The organism is Bradyrhizobium sp. S3.7.6 (assembly GCF_054061875.1).
On record NZ_JBSSEQ010000001.1, the window covers coordinates 7,637,623 to 7,661,726 of the forward strand.

Genomic DNA, 24,104 nt, shown 5'->3' on the forward strand with positions numbered 1-24,104 from the left:
GGATATTGTGACCGGATCGCGAAGTCGGACAACTCACCAGATGAAGTCGCTGGCCTGTGCGATGCCGACACGCACGATGCGCCTCAGGCGCCATTGCCGTTAGTTGAAGGAAGATCCTCGCATGACCACCAAAACCCTTTTCAGCGCCATTGCGCTGGCCGTTTCGACGTTGACCTCGGCCATGGCGGCGGACGTGTCGATGCCGTACAAGGCGGCGCCCGCGGCCCCGGCCTTCTCCTGGACAGGTTGCTATGTCGGCGGCAATGGCGGCGGCGGCCGCGGGGTCAACGAGCAGCAGCCCATCGTCGGGCAAGCATTCACCGCCAATCACAACAGCGGCTGGCTCGCCGGTGTGCAGGGCGGCTGCGACTATCAGGTCGGCTCCCTGGTGGTCGGCCTCGAAGGCCAGTTCGATTGGGCCGACATGAAGGACACCAGCACGACACTGATTCCGGGCGGCGCCGCCGGCTTCCTGCTGACGACCCAGCTCGATCGCGTCGCCACCGCGACCGGCCGCATCGGCTACGCCTTCGATCGCGTGCTGTTTTACGCCAAGGGCGGCGCCGCCTTCGCCCGCTTCAATTATCAGATGACGCAGACCGATTTCGCCGCCTTCTCGGTTGATTTCAAGGGGTCGCGCGATGTGACGGGATTCGTCGTCGGCGCCGGCCTCGAATATGCGCTGCTGCCAAACCTGTCGTTGAAGGCCGAATACAATTATTTCGACTTTGGAACGAACGGCTACACCCTGAACTGCACCAGCAGTCCCGGATGTGCTACTCCCTTCTTCCCGGCCACCGTCCGGCAGAACATGCAAACCGTCATGCTGGGCGTGAATTGGCGATTCAATTCTGCCCTCACCCCGCTCGTCGCGCGATACTGATTTTTGTGCCGAAAGCGTCGGCGGCGCGTCGTGTTCGGCGCGCCGCCGCATGCAGCCGCCGTGGCTTTGATGCGGTCTGCCCCGCCCTAAAACTCACCGGACTGTCCGAGAGGCCTTGCGAAACACGGCGCAGCGAAGGATGCTGACGCGTACCGTGCATCAAAGGACCATCTCATGCCTGTCGATACCAAAGCCGCCACCGACCGCCTCATGCGCTTCCTCTCCGTCGAGGGCGTCACCGGACAGGAGGCGGCGATCGGGCGTGAGCTCACCGCCGCGCTGAAGGAAAGCGGCGTGCCGGCCAAGGCGATCCGGCTCGACGACGCCAACACCCGCATTCCCGTGCCGACCGAGACCGGCAACCTCATCGTCGACCTGCCCGGCCGCGGCGCGCTGCACAACCAGCCGCGCATCATGTTCATGACCCACATGGACACCGTGCCGCTGTGTGCCGGCGCCAAGCCGAAGAAATCCGGCCGCAAGATCGTCAACGAGGCCAAGACCGCGCTCGGCGGCGACAACCGCTGCGGCTGCGGCGTGCTGGTGACGCTGGCCGCCGAGCTCGCCAAGCAGAAGCTCGATCATCCCCCGATCACGCTGCTGTTCTGCGTGCGCGAGGAGAGCGGGCTCTACGGCGCACGCCACGTCAAGCTGGACGAGCTCGGCTCGCCGGCGATGGCCTTCAACTATGACGGCGGCTCGGCCTCCAACGTCATCATCGGCGCCGTCGGCGCGGACCGCTGGAATGTCGAGATCTTCGGCCGCGCCTCGCATGCCGGCGTCGCACCCGAGCGCGGCATCTCCTCGACCATGATCATGGCGCTCGCGCTTGCAGACGTGAAGGCCGGCGGCTGGTTCGGCAAGGTCGTGAAGGGCAAGAGCCAAGGCACCAGCAATGTCGGCCCCGTCACCGGCGGCGAGGGCCGCCCGGCGGGCGATGCCACCAACGTCGTCACCGACTACGTCCATGTGCGCGGCGAGAGCCGCAGCCACGACGGCAAATTCTTCAAGGAGATCACCAAGGCCTACAAGGCCGCGTTCGAGAAGGCCGCCAAGAAGGTGACGAACGCGCAAGGCAAATCCGGCAAGGTCAAGTTCAAGGCCGAGACCGACTATTTTCCGTTCCGCATGAAGGACAATCAGCCCGTCATCAAGCGCGCGATCGAGGCGGTGTCCGCGGTCGGCGGCACCCCGAACGTCCGCACCGCCAATGGCGGCCTGGATGCCAACTGGATGGTCCGCCACGGTGTTCCCACCGTGACCTTCGGCGCCGGTCAGAACGAAGCGCACACGATCGACGAGTGGATCAATCTCGACGAATACGATCGCGCCTGCGCGCTGGCCGTGCAGCTTGCGACGATGCGGTGAGGCGCGTTGCGCGTGAGCTCAGAGAGATCATTTGTCGCCAATGACGGCACCGTCATTGGATATCGGCAACTGGGCTCAGGCCCCGGACTGGTGCTGCTCCATGGCGCGCTGCAGAGCGCAGCGAGCTTTACTGACCTTGGCGCAGCGCTGGCCGACCGCTTCACCGTTCTGATCCCGGACCGGCGCGGTCGAGGTCTGAGCGGACCGTTCCGGCCCGACCACTGCATGGCGACCGAGATCGATGATCTCGGCCGGCTTCTCGCCGAGACGGGCGCACGCAATGTGTTTGCATTGAGCGCCGGGGCCTTGGTTGCCATGCACACCGCGCTCGCCAATCCGGCGATCGCGCGCCTCTCGCTTTACGAGCCGCCGCTCGAATTCGGCGGGGTCCAGCCGCGCTACTGGGCCGCTGGCTATGAGGCGGCCCTGGCGAAGGGGGATCTGCCGGGCGCCCTTGTTGCCGTGCTCAAAGGCACCGGCGACAACGAGATCATGACAAGGCTCCCTGCGCCTGTCCTTAAATCGTTCTTCGCCATGATGATGCGGCTCCGTCCCAACGCGGCCGTTGGCAACGGGCCGCCTCTGGCCACGCTCATCCCCACAGTCCACTACGACATCGAGCTGATTGCGGAGAAGGCCGGCGATCTTGACCGCTTCAGGAGCTTGAGCACGGAAACGCTGCTGCTTGGCGGCGATCGGAGCCAGGGCTATCTCGCCACCGCTCTCGATGCTCTCGCCGCGATCCTGCCGAACGCGACGCGCGTTGAATTCAAGGGCGCCGGACACATCGCGGCAGACAACGAAGGCGACCCGATTCGCGTTGCGGCGGAGCTGCGTCGTTTCTTCGCATGAAGTCGTCCGCAGGATGGGGAGAGCGCAGCGAAACCCATCGCCGCGGTCACGAAGATGATGGGTTTCGCTGCGCTCTACCCATCCTACAGAACTGCCCTGCATCGCCCGCGGTTGCCCGCCGATGCCTGCCGGCCTAGCCTGCAAGGAAAAGCAGGAAGGAAACATGGCACGCATCTCGACAATCGAGACCGGGTTCTACCGGATCCCGCTCCCCGTCACGCTGTCGGACTCAACGCATGGCGAGATCGCGGCGTTCGAGCTGATCACCTGCCGCATCCGCGATGCCGACGGCGCCGAAGGCGTCGGCTACACCTACACGGTCGGGCGCAATGGCGGGGCGACTGCGGACATCCTCAAACGCGAGATTCCGCCGCTCGTGGAGGGACGCGAGGCCGACGACACCGAGGCGATCTGGCATCACGTCTGGTGGGGCCTGCATTATGGCGGGCGCGGCGGACCGGCGGTCTTGGCGCTGTCCGCGCTCGACATCGCGTTGTGGGACCTGAAGGCGCGGCGCGCGAAATTGCCGCTGTTCCGCCTGCTCGGCGGCTTCGATGCGCACGTGCCTTGCTATGCCGGCGGCATCGACCTCGATCTCTCCGTCGAGGCGCTGCTCGCGCAGACCGACGGCAATCTCGCCAAGGGCTTTTGCGCCATCAAAATGAAGGTCGGCCGGCCCGATCTCAAATCCGACGTCGCGCGCGTCGCGGCCATGCGCAAACATCTCGGCGACGGCTTTCCGCTGATGGCGGACGCCAACATGAAATGGACGGTGGAGGACGCGATCCGCGCCGCCCGCGCATTCGTCCCCTACGACCTCACCTGGCTCGAGGAGCCTGTTATCCCCGACGACGTCGCGGGCCATGCCCGCATCATGCAGGCCGGCGGCGTGCCGATCGCGGCCGGCGAGAATTTGCGCTCGCTGTGGGAGTTCAAGAACTACATCGTCGCCGGCGCGGTATCCTACCCCGAGCCTGACGTCACCAATTGCGGCGGCGTGAGTGCGTTCATGAAGATCGCGCGGCTCGCGGAGGCGTTCAATCTCCCGGTCACCAGCCACGGCGCGCACGACATCACGGTGCATTTGCTCGCGGCCTGCCCGAACCGCTCGTATCTGGAAGCGCATGGTTTCGGGCTGGACAAGTATATCGAGCACCCGCTGGTGCTCGCGGACGGCAAGGCGCTGGCGCCGGACCGGCCGGGCCATGGCATCAGCTTCGACTGGAAGGGACTGGCGAAGCTCTCGCCGTAGGGCAATCCGTCATGGCCGAAGCAAGACGTGGATGGCCGGGTCATAGGCGAGCGGAAGCGACGCCGTCCTTCGGACCGCTATGGCGAGCGGAAGCGACGCCGTCCTTCGGACGGCTATGCCCGGCCATGACGATGTTGCTGCACGCGAGACACTCGCAGGCGCTTGACGGGTCGGCTCAATATTCGGCTATGCTGGCATTAGCCGGCCCTCCTTACGAAAGATCCCCGCCTTGCCCCCCGAGCTGCACCAGAAACTGACCCAGTGGCGCCGGCATCTGCATGCGCACCCGGAACTGGGCCTCCACGAGAAGGCCACCTCGGCCTTCGTGCAGGAGAAGCTCACCGAGCTCGGCATTCCCTTCGAAGCGGGCATCGGGGGCCACGGCGTGGTTGCGACGCTGACGCGAGGGTCGGCGCAGGGCCGCGTCGGCCTGCGCGCCGACATGGATGCGCTGCCGATCACCGAGGACACCGGCCTGCCCTACGCCTCGACGACATCAGGCGTGATGCATGCCTGCGGTCATGACGGGCACACCGCCTCGCTGCTCGGCGCGGCCGCGCTGCTGGTGGCCGACACCAGCTGGAGCGGCACCGTCGACTTCATCTTCCAGCCGGCCGAGGAAGGACTTGGCGGCGCGCGCGCGATGGTCGGCGCGGGCCTGTTCGACCGCTTTCCGATGACGCGGGTGTTCGGCTTCCACAACTGGCCGGGGCTCGCAGCCGGCACCATCGCGGTCCATGACGGCGTCGTGATGGCCTCCGGCGGCCGCGTCAGCATCACCATCGACGGCCATGCCGGACATGCCGGCATGCCGCATCTGACCCGCGATCCCGTGATGGCGGCGGGACACCTGATCGTGGCGCTGCAATCGGTCGTGTCGCGCAGCATCGATCCGCTCGACACCGCCGTGCTCTCGCTGTGCACGCTCGAAGGCGGCACGGCGCGCAACCAGATCGCAGGACGCGTCACCATCGGCGGCACGCTGCGGTATCATCGCGACGCGGTGAAGGACGTCATCCTGGCGCGGATCGGAGAGGTCTGCGCAGGCATTGCAACGACCTTCGGCGTCAAGGTCACGCCCGAAATCGTCATGGGCGTCGGCGTGGTGGTCAACACGCCGGCCGAGGCGGGCCTGGCGCGCCTCGCCGCGGAGAGGGTGCAGACCGAGGTGCGACGCGATCTCGCGCCGAGCATGGCCGGCGAGGATTTTGCCTTCTTTCTCAAGCAGTGCCCCGGCGCCTTCGCCTGGATCGGCAACGGTGAATTGCGCGACGGCGCCGAGCTGCACGGCCCGCGCTACGATTTCAACGACGCGATTTTGCCGGTCGCCTCGAGCTGGATGGCCGAGGTCGCCAAGGTGGCGCTGAAGTCGAACTGACCCCGGAACGGCAGGGCCTCGGATTCCCTGCGCATGACGTCGGCCGTGCGCCGACCGTCCCGCCGCACTGTCCCACCGACACTTTTTCTTTGGCCTGCAACCCTTTGAACATGCAGCGGCGATGACTGCCCGACCGGGCGCGTTGCAGCACCGCACCGCTGCGCGCGCTTGACGCGGGACGTGCGGGCAGGAATAATGAAATTAAAGAACAATTGTTCGCATTCCGAACAATATGCAGGGGGATCAAGCGGGCTCACAACACCGCATCCGCGCCACCAGAGGAAACGTCATCGATGCAAGCCATCCTCAATGGCGACAGCACGCTCATCGTCGCGATGATCGTCGCCTACATCGCCTTCACGTCCTGGCTCACGTTCAGGCTGCGCAGCAGGACCAGCGATCAGTTCATGACGGGCGCACGCGCGATGCCGGCGGTGGTCGTCGGCGTGCTGATGATGTCCGAATTCGTCGGCGCCAAATCGACCGTCGGCACGGCGCAGGAAGCGTTTCAGTCGGGCATAGCGGCGGGGTGGGCCGTGCTCGGCGCCTCGATCGGCTTCCTGCTGTTCGGGTTCCTGATGGTGAAGAAGCTCTACAGTTCCGGCGAATACACCATCTCGGCGGCGATCGCGCAGAAATACGGCAAGTCGACCATGCTCACGGTGTCGGTGATCATGATCTACGCGCTGCTGCTCGTGAACGTCGGCAACTATGTGAGCGGCGCGGCCGCAATCGCCACCGCACTGCATGTCAGCATGCCTGTTGCGATGTGCATCATCGCCGTGGTCAGCACCTTCTACTACGTGTTCGGCGGGCTGAAGGGCGTCGCCTGGGTGACGATCCTGCACAGCGCCATCAAGGTCGTCGGTATCGTCATCATATTCTCGGTTGCGATGTCGCTGACCGGCGGCATCGCGCCGATCCAGGCCAAGCTGCCCGCCTATTACTTCAGCTGGGACGGCAAGATCGGCTTTGCGACCATCTTCGCCTGGACCTTTGGCACCGTCGGCGCGATCTTCTCGACCCAGTTCATCGTGCAGGCGATCTCATCGACGCCGAGCGCCGATGACGCGCGCAGGGCCACCTTCTATGCGGCGGCGTTCTGCCTGCCGCTCGGATTCCTGCTCGCCTTGATCGGCGTCTCCGCGAAATTCCTCTATCCCGACATGAACAGCCTCTACGCGCTGCCGGTGTTTTTGGAGAAGATGCCGCCGCTGGCCTCGGCTTTCGTGACGACCTCGCTCGTCGCCTCGATCTTCGTCAGCGTCTGCACGGTTGCGCTCGCGATCGCCTCGCTGGTGGTCCGCGACTTCTACGTCCCCTACTGGAAGCCAACGCCGGAGCGGGAGCTGAAGATGACCCGCCTGTTCTCGGTGGCGATCGGCATCGCGCCGCTGGTCTTCGTCTTCTTCATCCCGGAAATCCTCAAGCTGTCGTTCTTCACGCGCGCGCTGCGCCTGTCGATCACTATCATCGCGATGATGGGGTTCTATTTGCCGCTGTTTGCCAGCAACCGCGGCGCCACCGCGGGCCTGATCGGCGCGGCGATCTCGACGACGGCCTGGTACATGCTCGGAAACCCCTTCGGCATCGACAACATGTATGTCGCGGCCGCGACGCCGCTGGTGGTGATGGCGGTCGAGCGCCTGGTGATGGGCCGCGCTCCGGCCGCCGCCACGACGCCGCAGCCAAATGCATTGATGGAAAGGACTTCGACATGATCATCGATACCGGGATCGTGACCACCGACATCGGGACCGCCGCCGATGGCGTCGTTCGCCCGGCCGCCGGCGATCCCGACCGGTCCGACGCTTTCATTCCCTCGCCTTGCGTGCAGAACCACGCCGCCAATCTGATGCCGCTCGCGAACGGCGATCTGGCCTGCGTCTGGTTCGGCGGCACGCAGGAGGGCATGTCGGACATCTCGGTCTATTTTTCGCGCCTGCCCCGCGGCGCGACGCAGTGGTCTCCCGCCGAAAAGCTGTCCGACGACAACGGACGTTCGGAGCAGAACCCGGTGCTGTTTCCCGCACCTGACGGCACGCTGTGGCTGATGTGGACGGCGCAGCTGGCGGGAAACCAGGACACCGCGCTGATCCGCCGCCGCCTCTCCCGCGACAACGGCAAGAACTGGGGCCCGATCGAGACGCTGTTTCCCGAGCAGCGCGGCCGCGGCACCTTCATCCGGCAGCCGATCGTCGTGCTCGACAATGGCGACTGGCTGCTGCCCGTGTTCTATTGCCACAGCACCCCGGGTCGGAAATGGAACGGCGACGAGGACACCAGCGCGGTGAAGATCTCGTCCGATTCCGGCGCGACCTGGCGCGACATCGACGTCCCCGGCAGCCGCGGCTGCGTGCATATGTGCATCGCGCGGCTCGACGACGGCTCGCTGATCGCCCTTTACCGCAGCCGCTGGGCAGACAACATCTATCAGAGCCGGTCCACCGATCACGGCCGCACCTGGTCGGCGCCGGTCCAGACCGTGCTGCCCAACAACAACTCCTCGATCCAGGTCACGCGACTTGGCAACGGTCATCTCGCGCTGGTCTTCAACGATTCCAGCGCCAGGGATGCGACCGGGCGCCGCCTCTCGCTCTATGACGAGATCGAGGACGATTTGCCGCCCGTGCTCGCCGGCGACGGCAAAAGAACGGATGAACGCACCGCGTTCTGGGGCGCGCCGCGGGCGCCGATGACGCTGGCCGTCTCCGCCGACGGCGGGCGGACGTGGAGCAAACGCAACGTCGAGACCGGTGACGGCTATTGCATGACCAACAATTCACGCGATCAGACCAATCGCGAACTGTCCTATCCTTCGGTCAAGGAGACCGCCGACGGAGCGATCCACATGGCCTTCACCTTCCATCGCCGCGCGATCAAATATGTGCGCGTGACCGAGCCATGGGTGAAACGCGCCATCCGGGACTGAGAGCATGGACAAGAGCCCGCACGCGCTCGTCACGGGCGCCAGCTCAGGGATCGGCGCTGCGATCGTCGAACGGCTGCTGCGCGATGGCTGGCGCGTCACCGGCATCAGCCGCCGTCCCGCGCCATTCAACCATCCGGCCTTCGATCACCTCTCGCTCGATCTCGGAGAGGTCGATAACATTGCGAACGCCGTCGCAGGCATCGCGCCGACCGCACTGGTTCACGCGGCCGGCATGCTCAAGGTCGGCGAGCTCGGATCGCTCGACCATGACGACGGCACCGCGATGTGGCGACTGCATGTCGATGTCGCCGAGCGTCTCGCCAACGCGCTGGCGCCGCGCTTGCCGAAAGGAGGACGCATCATCCTCATCGGCAGCCGCACCGCCTCGGGCGCGGCCGGCCGCGGTCAATATGCCGCGACCAAAGCGGCGCTGGTGGCGCTCGCGCGATCCTGGGCCATCGAGCTCGCGCCGCGCGGCGTCACGGTCAACGTCGTTGCGCCCGCCGCAACCGAGACGCCGATGCTGAAAGACCCGACCCGCGCCAATGTCGCACCAAAACTGCCCCCGATCGGCCGCTTCATTCGCCCGGAGGAAGTCGCGCACGCAGTGGCGTTCCTGCTTTCGCCGGAGGCTGCGGCCATCACCGGACAGCAGCTCGTCATCTGCGGCGGCAGCTCGCTCTAGGCGCACGGCCGCAATCACGGTCGACCCGCAATTGCGCGAGGGACAGCCCTCGCGCGGCGGTTACCCTCACATCATCGAGATGGCAACGGCCGCCATCAGCGCGTGGCCGCGATCCTTGCGCGGAAGCTCGCCTGCCCCTGCATGATCTTGTCGAGCAGTGCATCGAGCGCCCAGAAGCGCTCACGGATGTCGAAATCGATGGTCCGGCTGTGGGCGCAGGCGAACGTGCCGAGCCTCTGATGGTACAGCTTCGCCAGCTTGGGATATCCCATCGGCTCGGCCATCGCCGCGAGCGCGAGATAGACGGAGAGATCGTCCGCCAGCGCCGGATGCCGCGCGCTGTCGGTCAACAGCCATTTGTAGAGATCGGGATGGAAGTTCGTGAACACGCCGGTGAAGCCGGCGGATCCGCTTCTGATGGCGTCGAAGGCGATCGCCGCATTGGCATTGACGATGGCGAGCGAGGAATTTTTCGTCAGCGCCACGCGACGCTTCACGGTCTCGAGGTCGCAGGACACGTCCTTGAGGATCGCGAAGCGCCCGCTCTCGGCGCAGAACGCCAGCTCGTCGTCGGACATGAGCCGCCGGAACGGCGCGGGACATTCGTAGAGGCCGAGCGGAAGATCGGCGGGCAGCGCGTCGAGCAGATGGCGCAGATTGTCCATGAAGACCGTGCCGCCCTGCCCCTTCGGATCGAACCGGTTCGTCACCAGCACCAGTCCGTCCACGCCGGTCGCGGCGATGGAGGTCAGCTCGGTCACTTGATCGTCGCGGGATTCACTGACGTGGCCTGACGCGATGACGGGCACCCGGCCCGCCGCCTGCCGCACGACGAAGCGCGCCAGCGCGACGCGCTCCTCCAGGCTCAAAAACTGCATCTCGCTCGACTGGGCCACGGCGAACAGCGCATCCGCGCCATTGGCGATGTACCATTCGACGAGGTTTTCGAGGCCCGCATAGTCGATCGCGTCGGCTTCAGTGAACGGCGTCAGCATCACCGGAATGATGCCCTTGATGGTTGCGGTCACAAATCGGCTCCCAAGACGTTGAATTCGGTGACAGGCAGGAGCCTGCCGCTCACGCGTCTTGCAACGCGTGAGCGTAGCTGTTCGGGCTGGCGGTCAGTTGCCGGCTACTTCCTTAATGCGCGCGATCATGTCGTCGACGGCCTTGTCGACCGGCACCTTGTTGGTGACGATGGCGTTCACGGCCTTCATCCAGACGTTCTCGTTGTTCAGGGTGGTGAACTTGTAGTTCTTGCTCATCTCGTAGCCGCCGACGCCGGCGAAGAACTGGTCGCGCACGGCGCGGCGATGAACGTCGCCGTCCCAGAAGGCGGACTTCTGTGCGGCCGTCTTGACCGGGAACCAGCGGCCGAGCGCGCCTTCGACGTAGGGCTGGAGGTTCTCGTCACGCAGCAGGAACGAGACGAACTCCTTGGCGCGGTCCTTGTTCTTGGCCTGCTCGAAGATCAGGCCGACCACCACGGAGGCGCGGGTGTGGACCGGCGTACCATCCGGCTTGTTGGGCCAGACCATGGTGCGGATGCGGTCATTATAGTTCTTCTTGGCTTCGTCGCGCTGCTCGGCGGTGAGCGTCTCGTTGCCGGCGTCGTCGAGCCATTTGCCGGGGAGCGAAACCGTCGAATTGTGCGTCATGATCGTCGTCTTGTTGTGGAAGGCGACGTTGTTGTCGGGATCCTTCCAGCTCGTCGCCGATTGCGGCGTGCAGCCTTTCGCGGCGAACTCGACATAGTCCGTCATGGCGGCGACGAGGCCCGCCTTCACCTTGGGATCGTCGACCAGGAGCTTGCCGTTGTCGTCGACGAGCACGACGTTGTAGGCGTCCATGAACACCAGGAACGAGATGAAGCTGTCGGTGGCGTCGACACCCATCGGATGGCCGACGCCGTAGATGCGCTTGCCGGACGCCTTGCGCACCGCCGGTTGCGCCTTGTCACACCAGAACGACCAATAGCCCTTCCAGTCCTTCGGGATGTCGGTCTCCTTGAGACCTCCCTCCTCCAGCATGTCCTTCCAATAATGCAGATGCAGCGTCGCCTGCTTCAGCGGGAAGGCGTAATAGGCCTTCGCCTTGGTCTTGTCGTTGTACAGCATGACCGTTTCGAGCGACTGCGGAGAGAACTCGCCCTTGATCGGCGCGAGCACGGAGCCGAGATCGACCAGCTTGCCCTCGGAGGCCCACTTGCCGGCGCCCTGGAAATGGTAGGTGTCCGCATAGGTCACGTCGGGCGGACTGCCGGCATCGAGCGCCGCCACCAGCTTCGGCATCATGTCCTGCGTCGCATATTGCGACAGCTCGACCTTGACCCCGGTCTTGGCCTCGAACTTCTTGATGACGGCGAGCAGCGCGTCTTCCTCGGCCTTGTAGTAGCCCTTGTTCCACCAGACGACGAGCTTCTCCTCGGCGGCCGCGGGGCTCGCCGTTCCCATCATCGGCAAGACCAGCGAAACCGCCATCGAACAGTTTCTGGCCCACCGCAAAACGCTATTCCGCATTGTCGTTTCCTCTCCGTCTCATCCGGCGAGGGGCCCGCCGGTTGCTCTCATGGCGTTTAAAACGCAGTTATGTAAGCGCTTACATATGAGGAGTCAAGCAGCCCTTTGAGAGGGAAGCAGCCCTCTTGGCGGGACGATATGCGCGCTATCGAAGAGACGACCGCTCTCTGCGGGATCAGGCGCCCCTGGCGTGACCTGCGCTGTCGCGGATTTTCAGGACGGGCACGACTTCGCGGGACTGCGCCTGCGCTTGCCGGCCCGCGATCACGGCGAGAAGCTCGTTGGCCGCGAGGACGCCGATCTCCTGATTGTCGACCTTCATCGTCGTAAGCCCCGGAGAAAAGCGCGATGAAATCGCAAGATCATCGAAGCCGGTGATCGAAAAATCCCCGGGCGCGTCCAGGCCGCATTCCCGCGCAGCCATCAACGCACCGAGCGCCAGATTGTCGTTGCCGCAAACGATCGCGGTCGGCCGAACGTCGACGGCTTGCGTCATCAATCCGGCAAAGCTGGCCGCCCCGAACTCCAGCGTCGAGGGACCCATCATCAGATCCTGCGCGGCAATTTCCAAACCCGCGGCCGCGAGCGCTTCGCTGACGCCGCGAAGCCTGTCCTTGACGCGGTCGTTGTTGGTGTCGGGCTGGAAGATGGCGGCAAACCGGCGATGGCCGAGCGACAGCAGATGCTCCGTCATGCGGCTGAACGCGGCGCGATTGTCAAAGCCGATGCACGGATGCGGTGACAGCTTGTTGTAGGAGTACGTCACCACATAGGGAATGCCGCGCGAGTTGAGCGCATCAAAAAGCTCGGGGGGATGATTTTCACCGACCACGGCAATTGCTTCCACGCCGCGCGCAAGCATCGCTTCGGCCTGCCGCAAGCCCTCGTCCGGATCGTAGTTCGAGCAGCCGAGGAACAGCGTGAAGCCGCGTTCGCTGAAGACGGTCTGCATGCCGCCGATCTGGTGGGCGAAGATTTCATCGTCCAGGGTGGGAATGATGGCGCCGGCAATATGCGTCCGGCGCGAGGCCAGCGCCCGTCCGGCAGCATTGGGAATCCAGTTCAGCGCGCGTGCGGCGTCCTTGACCCGCTGCCTGACCTCTTCGGAAACCTTGTCGGGTTCGTTGAAGGCGCGCGAGACGGTCGCGGTCGAGACATTGGCCTTGCGGGCGACCTCCTCGAGCTTGACGCGGCCGCTGCCTCCACGCGCTCTCTTTGAACCTGCCACCATCCCCGCCACGTCGGTCGAACGCTTGATCGATCAATACCTTGCCATGGTATTGACGACCACTGGAGTCCTCAATGAAAATCTCCTGGCGTGAGGCGCGCGCGCTTCCTAGACGATCCCGCCCTGCCGAAGCGTCGCGATCGCAGCCACGTCGTAGCCAAGCTCCGTCAGGACGAGGTCGGTATGCTCGCCGAGCATCGGCGGACGCGATGCGATCTCGCCGGGCGTTTCCGACAGTCGGACGGCAGCGCGGGCGACGGGAGCGCGTTTCGGCAGGCCGGGATATTCGACCTCCTGCATGAAGCCAGCGGCGCGAATATGCGGATGGTCCAGCGCCTGTTGCGGGCTGAGGACGGGCCCGGTCGGAATCATGGCCTTGCCCAGCATATCGACCGCCTCCTGCGTGGTGCGCTCGGCGCACCAGCGCGCCATCCGCGCGCTGATGACGGGGCCGTTGTTACCGCGGCTGATATCGTCGGCAAAGCGCGGATCGTTCAGCCACTGCTCCTCCTCACCCATCAGCTTCGCCCAGCGTTTGAACAGCGGATGCCCCGTGACCTGGCACAGCACCCAGCCGTCCCTGGTGCGATAGATGTCGGCCGGCGCTGCGGTCTGGCCGAGATTGCCGGTCGGAACACGGTTGACGTTGATGACCGCCTGCTCGATCAGCGTGGCATTGGTGAAGGACAGCGCGGTGGCGAGCAGCGCGCCCTCGACGATCTGGCCGCGTCCGGATTTGCCGCGCTCGATCAGGGCTGCGAGGGTCCCGAACGCGCAATGCAGCGCGGTGCCGAAATCGACCCAATTCACCGCGGCCCGATATGGCGGGTCGCCGGCACCGGTCATGTACACCGAGCCCGACATGACTTGGCCGACACCGTCGAAGCCGACGCGGTCGGACCATGGCCCCGGCCCGCCGAACGCGGTGGCGGTCGTCAGGATGATGTCGGGCTTGATCGCCTTCAAGGAGTCGTAGTCGAGCTTCATCGCGCGCAGGGTCTGCGGCGGCAGATTGGCGACGACGACGTCCGCGGTCGCGATCAGGCGGCGCATCACCTCCTGCCCCTCCGGCTTCATCGGATCGAGGGTGATGCACTTCTTGTTGCGGTTGACCTGAAGAAACAGCGCGCCTTCGCCGCCCTCGCCGACCGGCGCCACGAAGCGGTCCTCGCTGCCGTCGCGCTTTTCCACGCGGATGACCTCGGCGCCGAATTCGGCCAGCAAGGTCGCGCAATAGGGCCCCGCGATATAGCGCCCGAAATCGAGGACGCGCACGCCCTCCAAAACTCCTCCCATCGATCCCTTCCCATATTCATATGTTCTCGCCAGATTACAGGGACTGGCCGCCACGGCAAGGCGGCAGAGGACATCATGCCCCTGCCCCCAAGATGTGATCGCCTGACTGTTTCGGCTGGCGGAAATTCTGCTCTAGTATTGCCCCGTCCGTCCCCCAGCCAGAGCACATCCATGCCGCAACAATTCGATCGATCCGCAGAAGATCTCGGCAACGCGATCCATTTCGAGCACGTCAACATCCAGGTCCCCGACCAGCGCCTCGCCACGCTGTTCTACGTGACCGGGCTTGGACTGACCCGCGATCCCTACCTGATGGTGTCCGACACCAACATGTGGATCAATGCCGGACGGAGCCAGTTTCACCTGCCGAGCGGCAGGCCGCAGGTGCTGCGCGGCCATGTCGGGCTGGTCATCGAGGGCCGCGAGGCGCTGCTGGCGCGGCTCGCGTCGGTCGCGAAGAAGCTCGAGGGCACGACGTTCGCGTTCGCCGAGCACAACGATCATGTCGAGGCGACCTGTCCGTGGGGCAACCGACTGCGCTGCTACGAACCGGACGCTGCGCGCTTCGGGCGCATCGCGCTCGGCATTCCCTATGTCGAGTTCGACGTGCCGGAAGGCACCACGAAGGCGATTTGCGCCTTCTACCCCGAGATCATGGGCATGCCCGCAAGCTTGCGAAACGGCGACGGCCAGATCGCCGCCGTGAGGACCGGCCGCGACCAGCATCTGTTATTCCGCGAGACCGATCGGCCGCAGGGCGACTACGACGGCCACCATGTGCAGATGTACATCACCGACTTCTCCGGCCCCTACCGCAAACTGCTGGCGCGCGACCTGATCTCGCGTGAGGACAATCAATACCAGTACCGCTTCTGCGACATCGTCGATCTCGACAGCGGCAGGCATCTCTTCACGGTCGAGCACGAGGTCCGCAGCGCAACCCATCCGATGTTCATGCGGCCGATGGTCAATCGCAATCCGGCGATCAACAACCGCAATTACGCGTTCGGCCACGACCATTCGCTCTGGGCGATGGGGCCGGATCAATACGAGGGATAGGGAACGGCGAACGCGCGCCTTGCGGCGCGCGCGATCCATGACCTCGGCCGGCCATCAGCAGCCACGGCAGATGATCAGCCGGCGGTCGATCTCCTTGTCGAGCCGCTGCAGCTCCGCGTCTTGGGGCGAGGCTTGCGTCGACCCGGGCACGTCGCTGCGTCGCGGCTGCCGGTGACCGATGGGAGCCTGCCGGGACAGGTCCGCGAACTTCATTGCGTCCACACTGCCAGGCGAGGACATGGTCACAGGCGCGCTTGCGCCTCCGGCAGCCCTGAGGCTGGAAACCGATCCGAACAGAAACGTAGCTGCGACGACGGTCACGCCAAGTCTGATTGACATCATCATTCTCCTATCGCGGTGACGTTGCGACGATGCGCACACGATGGATAGGAGGTCCCGGCTACTCGACCATTTCGCCCGCGGTGACATCGCGTTACCATTGCAACCGCGATCGCCGATTGTCGTGCGCCAACTCTGGATTCCTGTTTTGACGCGCTTCGTTCGCGCGAGCCGGCTTCCGCTTCGCTCGAAAACGCTCTACCGCGCCACGGCGGCCCGCCTCACGCGTCGTCGCGCGGCCGACGAGGCGACGCTCCGCGCCAGGACGCCGGCGAGCTCCGCCGATATCAGCGGGTGATGAACGAGCTCGGTGATCCCTGACGTCTCCAGCGACGGCACCGCCAGCTCGCGCGTCGATGGGCTCGCCAGAATCATCGGCAAGGCCGGCGCCGCCGCGTGCAATGCCGCCGCCAGCTCGATCGAGGAGCCTCCGGGCATGTGACACACCAGCGCCGCATCGAAGCGTGCTTGCGCGGTGCGGCAGGCGGTGATCGCCTCCGCCAGCCTGGTGAACCCGACCGGCTCATACCCCAGCGCCGCGAGGATTTCCTCATGGCGCAACAGGCGACGGCGATCGGTGTCGAGCACCAGCACCGTCTCGCCCGCGCCACGGAACGCCAGATCGGGGCTGTGCTGAACCGGCACCGCCTCGTCGGGGTCGCCGGATGGCAGCCAGACGTCGAAGCGCGTGCCCGCATCCGGCTCGCTCTGCACGGCGACGGCGCCGCCATATTGCTCCGCGATCTCGCGAACGGTTGCGAGCCCGATGCCGTTGCCGTCCGGGCGCGTCGTGAAGAAGGGCTCGAAGATCCGTTCCAGCGTCGCCTCGTCCATTCCCGGCCCCGGATCGGTGACCGAAATCACGGTGAAGCGGCCGGGGCCGACCTCACTGCGTCCGATCGACAATGGCTGTTGAAGATCGCGCACCTTGATGCCGAGTTCGATGCAACCCGGCTCCGTCATCGCCTGAGCCGCATTGTTGCAAAGATTCAGGATCACCTGCTGCAACTGGGCGGGCTCGCCCATCACGGTGGCCTCTTCGGCCGACTCGTTCACCTCGAACTGGACGTGCGAAGGCAACGAAGCCGCCAGCAGCGATCTGGTTTCGTCGATCAGGGTCCTGACGCAGACACGCTCCCGCCTGCCCTCGCCGCGGCGGCCGAAGCCGAGAATCTGTTCGACCAGTTCGCGCGCCCGCTCGCCGGCACGGCGGATCTCCGCAAGGCTGCCGGCCGGCCGGCCTCCTGACCGGATTCGCGCTTCGGCGATCTCGGCATAGCCGAGAATCGCACCGACGATATTGTTGAAGTTGTGGGCGATACCGCTGGCAAAGGTGCCGAGGGTTTCCATGCGGCGTGCCTGTTGCAGGCTCGCCTGCAAGCGCTCCTTCTCGCCTTCGAGCCGCACCCGGCGGATCGCGTTGCCGATGGCGTCGAACGCCATGCGAAACAACGAGACTTCGGACCAGTATGCGAGCGCCCCGGCCGGCACGGTATCGAAGCCGAGGATTTCATCGCGATGTCCCCTGACCGCCGTCACGCACAGCCAGCCACCGACGCCGGCGTCCTCGAGCAGGTTCATCGTGTCGTCGGGATGGGCGGCCTTGACCTTGGGAATATAGACGATACCGCCTTCGCCACTGTCGAAGCGTGGCGCGAGGCTCAGCGCGCGATCCGGCCAACCCGGCTCGAATGCGATCCCGTCGCGGGACCACCGATAGGTGCTTGTCGTCGTCCCGGTCGCGCCGACGAAATAGGCGCGATCCGCACCGATGCATCCGGCGAGCTGTTGCAGCGCGGTCTCGACGTCAGCGGTGATCCTCTCGCGGCTCGAATCGATGAACCGCATCGAGATGCCGGCCATGACGTGCTCGAACGCCGCACGGCGGCGCAGCGTGACCGCGCGCCGGTGCAATAGCAATCCGAAATAGACCACGCCGCAGAGCAGCAGCAGCGACGTCATGAACTGCAACAGGCGTACCCGGCGCGCCGACGCCCGCGAGGCGAGCTGACGCCTGGTGATCAATGCCAATACGGCATCCTGCTCGCGGTTGTTCGATTCGGCGACGAGCGTCTTCACGATCGTGTCGATGTCGGGCAGAAGGTCATGCAGCATCTCCCCGTGCATCAACAACGCGCGGACCGAATCCATGTCCTGCGGCGGCGTTTGCACGAGCGCCAGCTCTTCCAATCGACCCTGGACCTGACGCGCCACGACGTCCGACGTATCGAGCGTCAGGCGCAGCATCGCTGCCGCCAATGCGGAGGCGGCCGTGACCAGCGCCCGCTGATCCGACTCAGCCAACTTGTCGCTGAACAGACCGAAATAGGCAAAGGAGTTCTGGAGCAACGCGTTGCGGCTCTTGAACCGTTCGACCAGATCCTCCTGCCGGAGGGCGCGTGCCGACAGCACATCGATGGCCCTGGTCTCTTCGGCATTGAGACCCGGCGTTTCGCGCAGCCGCGTCAGGGCGTCGTCATAGGCATCGGTCATCTGCACCAGCTTGTCATAGTTGCGCGACAGGCCGACGCGCGCGGTCAGCACTTCCCTGGTCATCGCGCGTTCGAACCGGGTGAAGTCGCCAAGCGCCTGGAGCTGACGGTCGTAACGCACCGAATTGAAGTTCAGCCCGTTCAACAACAGCCAGGTCAGCAGGGCGAGCACGCAGGTTACGCCGATCACGGCGGGGGCAAATTTCATGGGGAGCCTCCGACAGTCGCGCCGCGATAGGTGCCGGTCAGACTGTTCAGAAAGGCGACGAGCGCCTTGACCTGCTTCTCCGTCAACGTGGCGTTCAATTGGGCAAAGGCCATCTTGCGAACCGCGTCATCGAGCGTCGGCGCGCTGCCGTCATGGAAATACGGCGGCGTGGTCGCGACGTTGCGCAGGCTCGGCACGCGCAGAATTTTCGGCTCGGGCGATGCGAGCGGGTGGAATATGCCGTGGCGCTGGAACAGATTGCCGCCGACATTGACGCCCTGATGGCAGGACGCGCAGCCCAGCGATTTGAACAATTGGTAGCCGCCCAGCTCGTCCTCCGACAGCGCCGCGGCGTCACCCGCCAGCCAACGATCGAACTTGCCGCCCGGCGTGACCAGCGTGCGCTGGAAGTTCGCGAGCGCGTCGACGACATCGCCGCGCTCCGGGCGGTGGCCGTAAGCCGCGAAGAAGCTCTCGCGCATGTCGGGATCGGAATTGAGCTTCTCTGCGATCTCGACCGAGCTGCTCGCCATGGTGCGCGGGCTTTCCAGCGACGCCCTGGTATCGGCCTCGATGTTGCGTAATTTTCCTTCCCAGCCGAAGCGAAAGCTGAGCGCCGCATTGAAGACGGTGAGCGTGTTGAGCGTGATCGCCGCCCCGTCGGGGCCGACATCGTGCTGCCTCGGGCTCGCGCCGTTCGTCGCGATATCGTGACACGATGCGCAACTGCGTGAATTGTCGTGCGACAGCCTGCGATCGGAGAACAGTCGTTCGCCGAGCTTGACCTTCAGCGGATTGATTGCCGGCGGTGCCGGAATGGGCGTGATGGGCTCATCCTTGCGGACCGACACGAAGGCCGGCGGCGACTGCGACGGTGCCGGAGAGACCTTCAGAGAGCACGGCACCAGTGCGCAAATCACGATCGCGCAACGTCGAAGGCCGGCACCTCGTCCGGCCCCGAGAAATCTGGCGAACTGCTGCACGCCCAGCAATGTGGGGGTGAAGCGAGAATTGTCGCGGCTGCTCAAGGAATTTTGATCGAAGCTGGATGATTTCGCGAAGGTGGCCGCCACATGCTCCGGGCGATGCTGTCAGCAATCACGGCAGTACCTCACCACCCGCTCGATGTCCGACCTGCCGGAAATCCCGAGGTCCCGCAAGGTCCGGTCATCGAACTCCATCAACGCAGCGACGGCCTTCCTGATCTCACGTTCCCGACGCCAGTACGCAGGCAGGTCCATCAGAGTCCCCAGGGTCGCGCCGAGCGACCCCAGCCGATTCCAGCTGCGCTCCAGTCGCGCATCGCGCGGCGCGGCGCGATCGAGCCTGACGATATTCCCATTATTGTCATTCCCATTGTTGTCGGCTCCATCGTTGCCGCTCTTCTCCGCGGGCTCGCGACCCGCCGAGGGCGATCGGCAATCTCTCGTGGCCTCCAGCATCGCCTGAACCGGCGCGGCTGCGGTCGGATGCAAGGCTGCACCGTAGAGGGCAAAGCCCTCCATCAGGGAGGCGAAGACCGCCCACCAGAATGTGGTGACGGGCTGATCCTGCCCGGCAGGCGGCACATCCGGAGGCGAAGCAATGTCCGGCGCGCGATGCCTCGCGGCAACCGCACCGAGACGGACCATGCCGCGACCGTCAGATCGTGCGACCCAGTTCGCCCTGTCGAGTTCCATGTGACCCGGCAAGGCAACGCGGCTCACACTGTGAGAATACTTCTCCATCGTAAATCTCCCACACGCTGTTGGTGGGAGGCAATCTGACGGCCCGCTGTTACGCCAAGGTCACCGCCATCGGCAAATTGGCTACAATTGCAATCCGCCAATTGCTTCTAGAACGGATCGACCGGCACCGCGAAGACATAGCCGACGCCGCGCTCGGTCTGAATGACGCGCGGCGCGCTCGGATCGGTCTCCAGCTTGCGCCGCAGCCGCAGCACCTGGACGTCGATGCTGCGATCGAAGATATCCTCATGGATACGGGTCGCCTGCAGCAGATGCTCGCGGGTCAGGGGACGCTGCGGCGCCTCCAGAAAGGCCAGCAGCAGCGCATATTCTCCCTTGCTCAACGGCACCGGCGCTTCGTCGGGATCGGTCAGCTTTCGGCTACGGCGTTCGAGCTTCCAGCCGCTGAAGCGATAGCCCCCGCGCTCGGGATCGCGGGCGCGCGCGGCCCGTCCCATCTCCTGCCGCCGCAACACCGCGCGGACGCGCGCCAGCAGCTCCCTCAGGGAGAACGGCTTGATGATGTAGTCGTCGGCGCCAAGCTCGAGCCCGACGATACGATCGATCTCGTCGGGACGATGGCCCGTCGTGATGATGACCGGCACGTCGGAATGCGACCGGATTTCCCTCAACAGGTCCAGACCGTCATCCTGACCAAGCCGAAGATCGAGGATGATCAGGCTCGGCTGGCTGCCATCGAGATAGTGGTTCAATTCCGATCTGTTGGAGGCCGCCCTTGTCGGGATATTGTGCTCCTCGAGATATTTGATCACCATTTGCCTTAACGTCGGATCGTCATCGACGACGACGATGTGGCCAATATCTGCAAGCATTCCATACTCTCAAAATTCGCCGTCCGCCGAGTGAGCTGTACTTAAGAATTGCGAACGTCAACGTCCGGCTGTGGTGAAATGATATTGATGTCATCCGAATTGGAATCGCTCAAAATAGAACGGGATATCCGAGGCCATCGGCACACACTGAGCCTATCTATGATGCCGTGATGACGTCGCAACAGGGTAATTCTGCGGCTAATTCCGCCGGATGTCGCATACGTGAATAATTGTGATCCCAACGCTTACTACTTTGGGGCGATAGGAAGCCTGCGGCCTGCGCTGTCGTTCAGCGACTGCGATGTGCTGCGCAGGCTGTTGCCCGCCCCCGCAGGGCGCGATCGTTTGCGGGCTTCACGGAATCATCAGGAGCCCGGCAGAGCCAACAGGTACTGGTAGATCGCGGCGAGATCGTCGTCATCCATCCGCCCGATCGGCCGCCACGGCATCTGCTCGCCGAGCCGATGCCCGTTCGGATCAACGCCTGTGCGCATGGTGTCGACGAATTGCGCAAGGCTCCAGTTCTTGACGATACCGAGGTCCGGTCCGAGCGGCGGCAATTGTCCCGGCACGCCGCCGCCGAGATCCCTGCCGTGGCATTCGCGGCAATCCTGATAGGACAGCAGGTACTTGCCATAGAGCGCCGTCGGCGCCTTCGGCGGCGCGGTGATCACGCCGGTGAAGACGGGCTTCGCATCCGGCAACAGTCCGGCGCCCAGCATCACGATGCCCAGCAGGCTGAAGCGATCCGGCGGATCCGGGGTCTGCGTACCGCTCGCGGGCAGGCTGCGGATGTAGGCGATCACCGCCTTGGTGTCGTCGTCACTGAGCCGGCCGGCATTGGTGAAGGACATGATCGCCAGCCAGCGCCCCCTCGCGTCGATCCCATTGCGAATGGCACGAAAGATCTCGGCATCGGACCAATTCTTCAAGACGCCGGCGGGCGTGAGATTGGCCGGCACGAACGAGCCGATGGGAATCGGGAGATCCTTGGCCACGTCGCCGCCGCCGGTCAGCGTCCCGGTCTGCGAGTGACATGCGGCGCAAAAGCCGTCGGCCACGGCCATGCCTCGGGCAATCTGGTCCGGTGTCGCCTCGATCTTCACATCCGGGACCGGTGCAGAACGGGCGTGTTGCCGGACGATACCGACCGCGGTCAAAGCGGCAACGCCGAACACTGAGATGGCCAGCATGGCCGTCAGCACCATGCCGCTCCACTTCGCCAGAGCAGATTTCGTCCGGGAGGCGCGAACGCCCAGCCAGGCCAGAAACGCGATGAACGCAACCATCGCAATCAGGGCGACAATATTTTCCATGCCAGTCCTCAATGAATTGGGCGCGACCGATGCCGCGCGACATCCGGATCGTCAAAAATGAATTTCGGCCGACGCCAACGCGCCAATATCTGCGAAGGTGTGCCATGCGGAGGTCTGCCGGATTAACAGCGCGGTGTTTCCGTGCCGTTTCATCGCCCGCCGCTCGCGTTACAATTGTAATCCTGTGCGAGTTATCGGCTTCCGGCGCGATGTCACCGGTTTTTGCACCGGCCTTTTTGCCCGGCCTTGGCAGCGCCACGATGCGTTGCCGCCGTAACCATTTTCGCTGCCGCCGGAAGTCTTGGCGTAACGGCGATCGCTTCAATTGCCTCTCACTCGACCGGACGCTCTGGGGCGACCGTGCATCGATCATCAAGAGGTCAACTCACATGAAGATTCTTATCGCTTCGACACCGGCGACGGGTCATCTCAATCCGATGCTGGCGATCACGCAAATCCTGCGTGGCGATGGCCACGAGATCGCTTTCCTGACGGGCACCGCCTTTCGTGCCCGCGTCGAAGCCAGCGGCGTCAAATTCTTTCCCCTTCCCGAGGACGCGGACTTTGATCCGAACGACGTCTTCTCGCGGTTCCCCGAACTCAAGACCATCCCGCCGGGACTGGAGTGGTTCCGTGTTGCTTGCGAGCGCATCTTCGTCGACGCCATTCCGGCTCAGCACCAGGGGCTGCTGCAAATCTTGCGGCAATTCCCCGCCGACATCATTGTCGCCGACGACATGCTGTTCGGTGTACTGCCGATGCTGCTCGGACCGCGCTCGCAGCGGCCTCCCATCGCGCTCTGCGGGACCTCGTTTCTGCATTGGGCGCGCGAGGACGGCGCGCCCAATTTCCTCGGTCTGCCGCCGGCAAAGAGCGGCGAGGAGCGCGATCGCTATGCGGCCATGGCGCGGGAATTTGATGCGGCAGTCGATCAGCCGGTGTCACTGCGCCTGAATCGGGCGTTGAAGTCTCTCGGGGTCGGGCCGATCGCGATGCCGATGTTCCATTCTGTGGTCGCTCTCGGGGATGCCTATCTGCAATTGTCGGTGCCAAGCTTCGAATTTCCTCGCGAGATTCCGCCCTCAGTGCATTTCGTCGGCACCCCACCGATCATCGCCAACCAGGTCCCGCCGCCCCCCTGGGCCGAAGAGCTCGACGGATCGCGCAAGATCGTTCTGGTGACGCAGGGAACGGTGGCCAATCACAATTTCAATCTGCTGGTTGCCCCGACGCTGGCGGCCCTCGCGGACGAGAAAGACATCCTGGTGATCGCGACGGCAGGCGGCCGCCCGGTTGACGCCATCCCCGGCAAGATCCCGTCGAACGCGCGCATCGCCAGCTATCTGCCGTTCGAATGGCTGCTGCCGAACGTCGACGTGCTCGTCACCAACGGCGGCTATGGCAGCGTCAACCAGGCCATGAGCTTCGGCATCCCGCTGGTCACTGCGGGGCTGACCGAAGACAAGGCCGACGTCAACGCGCGGGTCGCATGGTCCGGGGTCGGCATCAACCTCGCGACCAACGAGCCGACACCGAAGGCGCTGCGCGACGCGGTGCGGACGGTGCTCGATCAATCCCGCTTCCAGTCGCGAGCCTCGCAGATCGCGGACGAATTTGCCGGGATCGACACGCGGGCCGAAATCCTCCGGGTCATCGGCGAGCTTGTGGCCGACGAGAGCTCGCACACCGGCGCGATGGCGGCAACCCGGGGGCGGCGCGCCGAACGGCGCGCGTAAT

20 protein-coding genes are annotated in these 24,104 nt (G+C 64.8%); 10 read left to right on the plus strand and 10 right to left on the minus strand.

Annotation, left to right across the window (positions count from 1 at the left end; translation table 11 throughout):
- The first annotated feature begins 121 nt into the window (after window positions 1-121).
- The 8 genes from ACVJ5M_RS36920 (at window position 122) to ACVJ5M_RS36955 (ending at window position 9,350) form a co-directional block, all read left to right on the plus strand.
- Window positions 122-883: an outer membrane protein gene (locus ACVJ5M_RS36920; RefSeq protein ID WP_063984885.1), complete on the plus strand. Its 762-nt coding sequence runs from the start codon at window positions 122-124 to the stop codon at window positions 881-883.
- Between the two features lie 174 nt (window positions 884-1,057).
- The gene (locus ACVJ5M_RS36925; RefSeq protein WP_063984886.1) at window positions 1,058-2,251 is read left to right on the plus strand and encodes a M20/M25/M40 family metallo-hydrolase; all 1,194 of its coding nucleotides are present in this window, start codon (window positions 1,058-1,060) and stop codon (window positions 2,249-2,251) included.
- Between the two features lie 90 nt (window positions 2,252-2,341).
- Window positions 2,342-3,103 carry an alpha/beta fold hydrolase gene (locus tag ACVJ5M_RS36930; RefSeq protein ID WP_283018517.1) on the plus strand — a complete coding sequence of 254 codons (762 nt, stop codon included), beginning with the start codon at window positions 2,342-2,344 and terminating at the stop codon, window positions 3,101-3,103.
- Between the two features lie 163 nt (window positions 3,104-3,266).
- Window positions 3,267-4,355 (plus strand): mandelate racemase/muconate lactonizing enzyme family protein, encoded by a 1,089-nt coding sequence (locus tag ACVJ5M_RS36935; protein ID WP_063986583.1) that lies wholly within the window; start codon window positions 3,267-3,269, stop codon window positions 4,353-4,355.
- Between the two features lie 229 nt (window positions 4,356-4,584).
- A complete protein-coding gene (locus tag ACVJ5M_RS36940; protein ID WP_231144387.1) occupies window positions 4,585-5,733 on the plus strand; it encodes an amidohydrolase in 1,149 nt (382 codons plus the stop codon).
- Window positions 5,734-6,026: 293 nt separating this feature from the next.
- Window positions 6,027-7,454 carry a sodium:solute symporter family protein gene (locus tag ACVJ5M_RS36945; protein WP_063984888.1) on the plus strand — a complete coding sequence of 476 codons (1,428 nt, stop codon included), beginning with the start codon at window positions 6,027-6,029 and terminating at the stop codon, window positions 7,452-7,454.
- Window positions 7,451-8,665 (plus strand): sialidase family protein, encoded by a 1,215-nt coding sequence (locus tag ACVJ5M_RS36950; RefSeq protein WP_231144386.1) that lies wholly within the window; start codon window positions 7,451-7,453, stop codon window positions 8,663-8,665. The genes ACVJ5M_RS36945 and ACVJ5M_RS36950 overlap by 4 nt, the downstream gene beginning before the upstream one ends.
- A 4-nt stretch (window positions 8,666-8,669) precedes the next feature.
- A complete protein-coding gene (locus ACVJ5M_RS36955; RefSeq protein ID WP_231144385.1) occupies window positions 8,670-9,350 on the plus strand; it encodes an SDR family NAD(P)-dependent oxidoreductase in 681 nt (226 codons plus the stop codon).
- A gap of 95 nt (window positions 9,351-9,445) precedes the next feature.
- Here ACVJ5M_RS36955 and ACVJ5M_RS36960 read toward each other — a convergent pair whose 3' ends face one another.
- The 4 genes from ACVJ5M_RS36960 to ACVJ5M_RS36975 all read right to left on the minus strand — a co-directional run bounded on the left by ACVJ5M_RS36960 (window position 9,446) and on the right by ACVJ5M_RS36975 (window position 14,393).
- Window positions 9,446-10,378: a dihydrodipicolinate synthase family protein gene (locus tag ACVJ5M_RS36960; protein ID WP_084795241.1), complete on the minus strand. Its 933-nt coding sequence runs from the start codon at window positions 10,376-10,378 to the stop codon at window positions 9,446-9,448.
- A gap of 93 nt (window positions 10,379-10,471) precedes the next feature.
- On the minus strand, window positions 10,472-11,830 hold the full coding sequence (locus ACVJ5M_RS36965; RefSeq protein ID WP_084795242.1) for an ABC transporter substrate-binding protein: 1,359 nt from the start codon (window positions 11,828-11,830) through the stop codon (window positions 10,472-10,474).
- A 214-nt stretch (window positions 11,831-12,044) separates the two neighbouring features.
- Window positions 12,045-13,100, minus strand: a complete 1,056-nt coding sequence (locus ACVJ5M_RS36970) for a LacI family DNA-binding transcriptional regulator (protein WP_063984892.1) — start codon at window positions 13,098-13,100, stop codon at window positions 12,045-12,047.
- 105 nt (window positions 13,101-13,205) lie between these two features.
- Window positions 13,206-14,393 (minus strand): CaiB/BaiF CoA transferase family protein, encoded by a 1,188-nt coding sequence (locus ACVJ5M_RS36975; protein WP_063984893.1) that lies wholly within the window; start codon window positions 14,391-14,393, stop codon window positions 13,206-13,208.
- Window positions 14,394-14,564: 171 nt separating this feature from the next.
- Between ACVJ5M_RS36975 and ACVJ5M_RS36980 the strand changes: the two genes are divergently transcribed.
- Complete coding sequence (locus ACVJ5M_RS36980; RefSeq protein WP_063984894.1) at window positions 14,565-15,452, plus strand: VOC family protein; 888 nt, start codon at window positions 14,565-14,567, stop codon at window positions 15,450-15,452.
- 54 nt (window positions 15,453-15,506) lie between these two features.
- Here ACVJ5M_RS36980 and ACVJ5M_RS36985 read toward each other — a convergent pair whose 3' ends face one another.
- The 6 genes from ACVJ5M_RS36985 to ACVJ5M_RS37010 form a co-directional block, all read right to left on the minus strand.
- Window positions 15,507-15,791: a hypothetical protein gene (locus tag ACVJ5M_RS36985; RefSeq protein WP_187387777.1), complete on the minus strand. Its 285-nt coding sequence runs from the start codon at window positions 15,789-15,791 to the stop codon at window positions 15,507-15,509.
- A 198-nt stretch (window positions 15,792-15,989) separates the two neighbouring features.
- On the minus strand, window positions 15,990-18,491 hold the full coding sequence (locus tag ACVJ5M_RS36990) for a two-component system VirA-like sensor kinase (protein ID WP_063984896.1): 2,502 nt from the start codon (window positions 18,489-18,491) through the stop codon (window positions 15,990-15,992).
- Entirely contained in the window at window positions 18,488-19,396 is a 909-nt protein-coding gene (locus tag ACVJ5M_RS36995; RefSeq protein WP_231144383.1) for a cytochrome-c peroxidase, read from the minus strand. The genes ACVJ5M_RS36990 and ACVJ5M_RS36995 overlap by 4 nt, the downstream gene beginning before the upstream one ends.
- Before the next feature lie 186 nt (window positions 19,397-19,582).
- Window positions 19,583-20,218, minus strand: coding sequence for a DUF1127 domain-containing protein (locus tag ACVJ5M_RS37000; RefSeq protein WP_063984897.1), 636 nt, complete (start codon window positions 20,216-20,218; stop codon window positions 19,583-19,585).
- Window positions 20,219-20,325: 107 nt separating this feature from the next.
- Entirely contained in the window at window positions 20,326-21,051 is a 726-nt protein-coding gene (locus ACVJ5M_RS37005) for a response regulator (RefSeq protein WP_014497160.1), read from the minus strand.
- Between the two features lie 365 nt (window positions 21,052-21,416).
- On the minus strand, window positions 21,417-22,367 hold the full coding sequence (locus ACVJ5M_RS37010) for a c-type cytochrome (protein ID WP_063984898.1): 951 nt from the start codon (window positions 22,365-22,367) through the stop codon (window positions 21,417-21,419).
- A 389-nt stretch (window positions 22,368-22,756) separates the two neighbouring features.
- Here ACVJ5M_RS37010 and ACVJ5M_RS37015 point away from each other — a divergent pair, with 389 nt between their 5' ends.
- Entirely contained in the window at window positions 22,757-24,103 is a 1,347-nt protein-coding gene (locus tag ACVJ5M_RS37015; protein WP_063984899.1) for a nucleotide disphospho-sugar-binding domain-containing protein, read from the plus strand.
- Window position 24,104: the final 1 nt, after the last annotated feature.

Coding starts and splice junctions, on each gene's coding strand:
- ACVJ5M_RS36920 (WP_063984885.1), top strand. CDS start 122: ATGACCACCAAAACCCTTTTCAGCGCCATTGCGCTGGCCGTTTCGACG.
- ACVJ5M_RS36925 (WP_063984886.1), top strand. CDS start 1,058: ATGCCTGTCGATACCAAAGCCGCCACCGACCGCCTCATGCGCTTCCTC.
- ACVJ5M_RS36935 (WP_063986583.1), top strand. CDS start 3,267: ATGGCACGCATCTCGACAATCGAGACCGGGTTCTACCGGATCCCGCTC.
- ACVJ5M_RS36945 (WP_063984888.1), top strand. CDS start 6,027: ATGCAAGCCATCCTCAATGGCGACAGCACGCTCATCGTCGCGATGATC.
- ACVJ5M_RS36950 (WP_231144386.1), top strand. CDS start 7,451: ATGATCATCGATACCGGGATCGTGACCACCGACATCGGGACCGCCGCC.
- ACVJ5M_RS36955 (WP_231144385.1), top strand. CDS start 8,670: ATGGACAAGAGCCCGCACGCGCTCGTCACGGGCGCCAGCTCAGGGATC.
- ACVJ5M_RS36965 (WP_084795242.1), bottom strand. CDS start 11,830: ATGGCGGTTTCGCTGGTCTTGCCGATGATGGGAACGGCGAGCCCCGCG.
- ACVJ5M_RS36970 (WP_063984892.1), bottom strand. CDS start 13,100: ATGGTGGCAGGTTCAAAGAGAGCGCGTGGAGGCAGCGGCCGCGTCAAG.
- ACVJ5M_RS36975 (WP_063984893.1), bottom strand. CDS start 14,393: ATGGGAGGAGTTTTGGAGGGCGTGCGCGTCCTCGATTTCGGGCGCTAT.
- ACVJ5M_RS36980 (WP_063984894.1), top strand. CDS start 14,565: ATGCCGCAACAATTCGATCGATCCGCAGAAGATCTCGGCAACGCGATC.
- ACVJ5M_RS36985 (WP_187387777.1), bottom strand. CDS start 15,791: ATGTCAATCAGACTTGGCGTGACCGTCGTCGCAGCTACGTTTCTGTTC.
- ACVJ5M_RS36990 (WP_063984896.1), bottom strand. CDS start 18,491: ATGAAATTTGCCCCCGCCGTGATCGGCGTAACCTGCGTGCTCGCCCTG.
- ACVJ5M_RS37000 (WP_063984897.1), bottom strand. CDS start 20,218: ATGGAGAAGTATTCTCACAGTGTGAGCCGCGTTGCCTTGCCGGGTCAC.
- ACVJ5M_RS37005 (WP_014497160.1), bottom strand. CDS start 21,051: ATGCTTGCAGATATTGGCCACATCGTCGTCGTCGATGACGATCCGACG.
- ACVJ5M_RS37010 (WP_063984898.1), bottom strand. CDS start 22,367: ATGGAAAATATTGTCGCCCTGATTGCGATGGTTGCGTTCATCGCGTTT.
- ACVJ5M_RS37015 (WP_063984899.1), top strand. CDS start 22,757: ATGAAGATTCTTATCGCTTCGACACCGGCGACGGGTCATCTCAATCCG.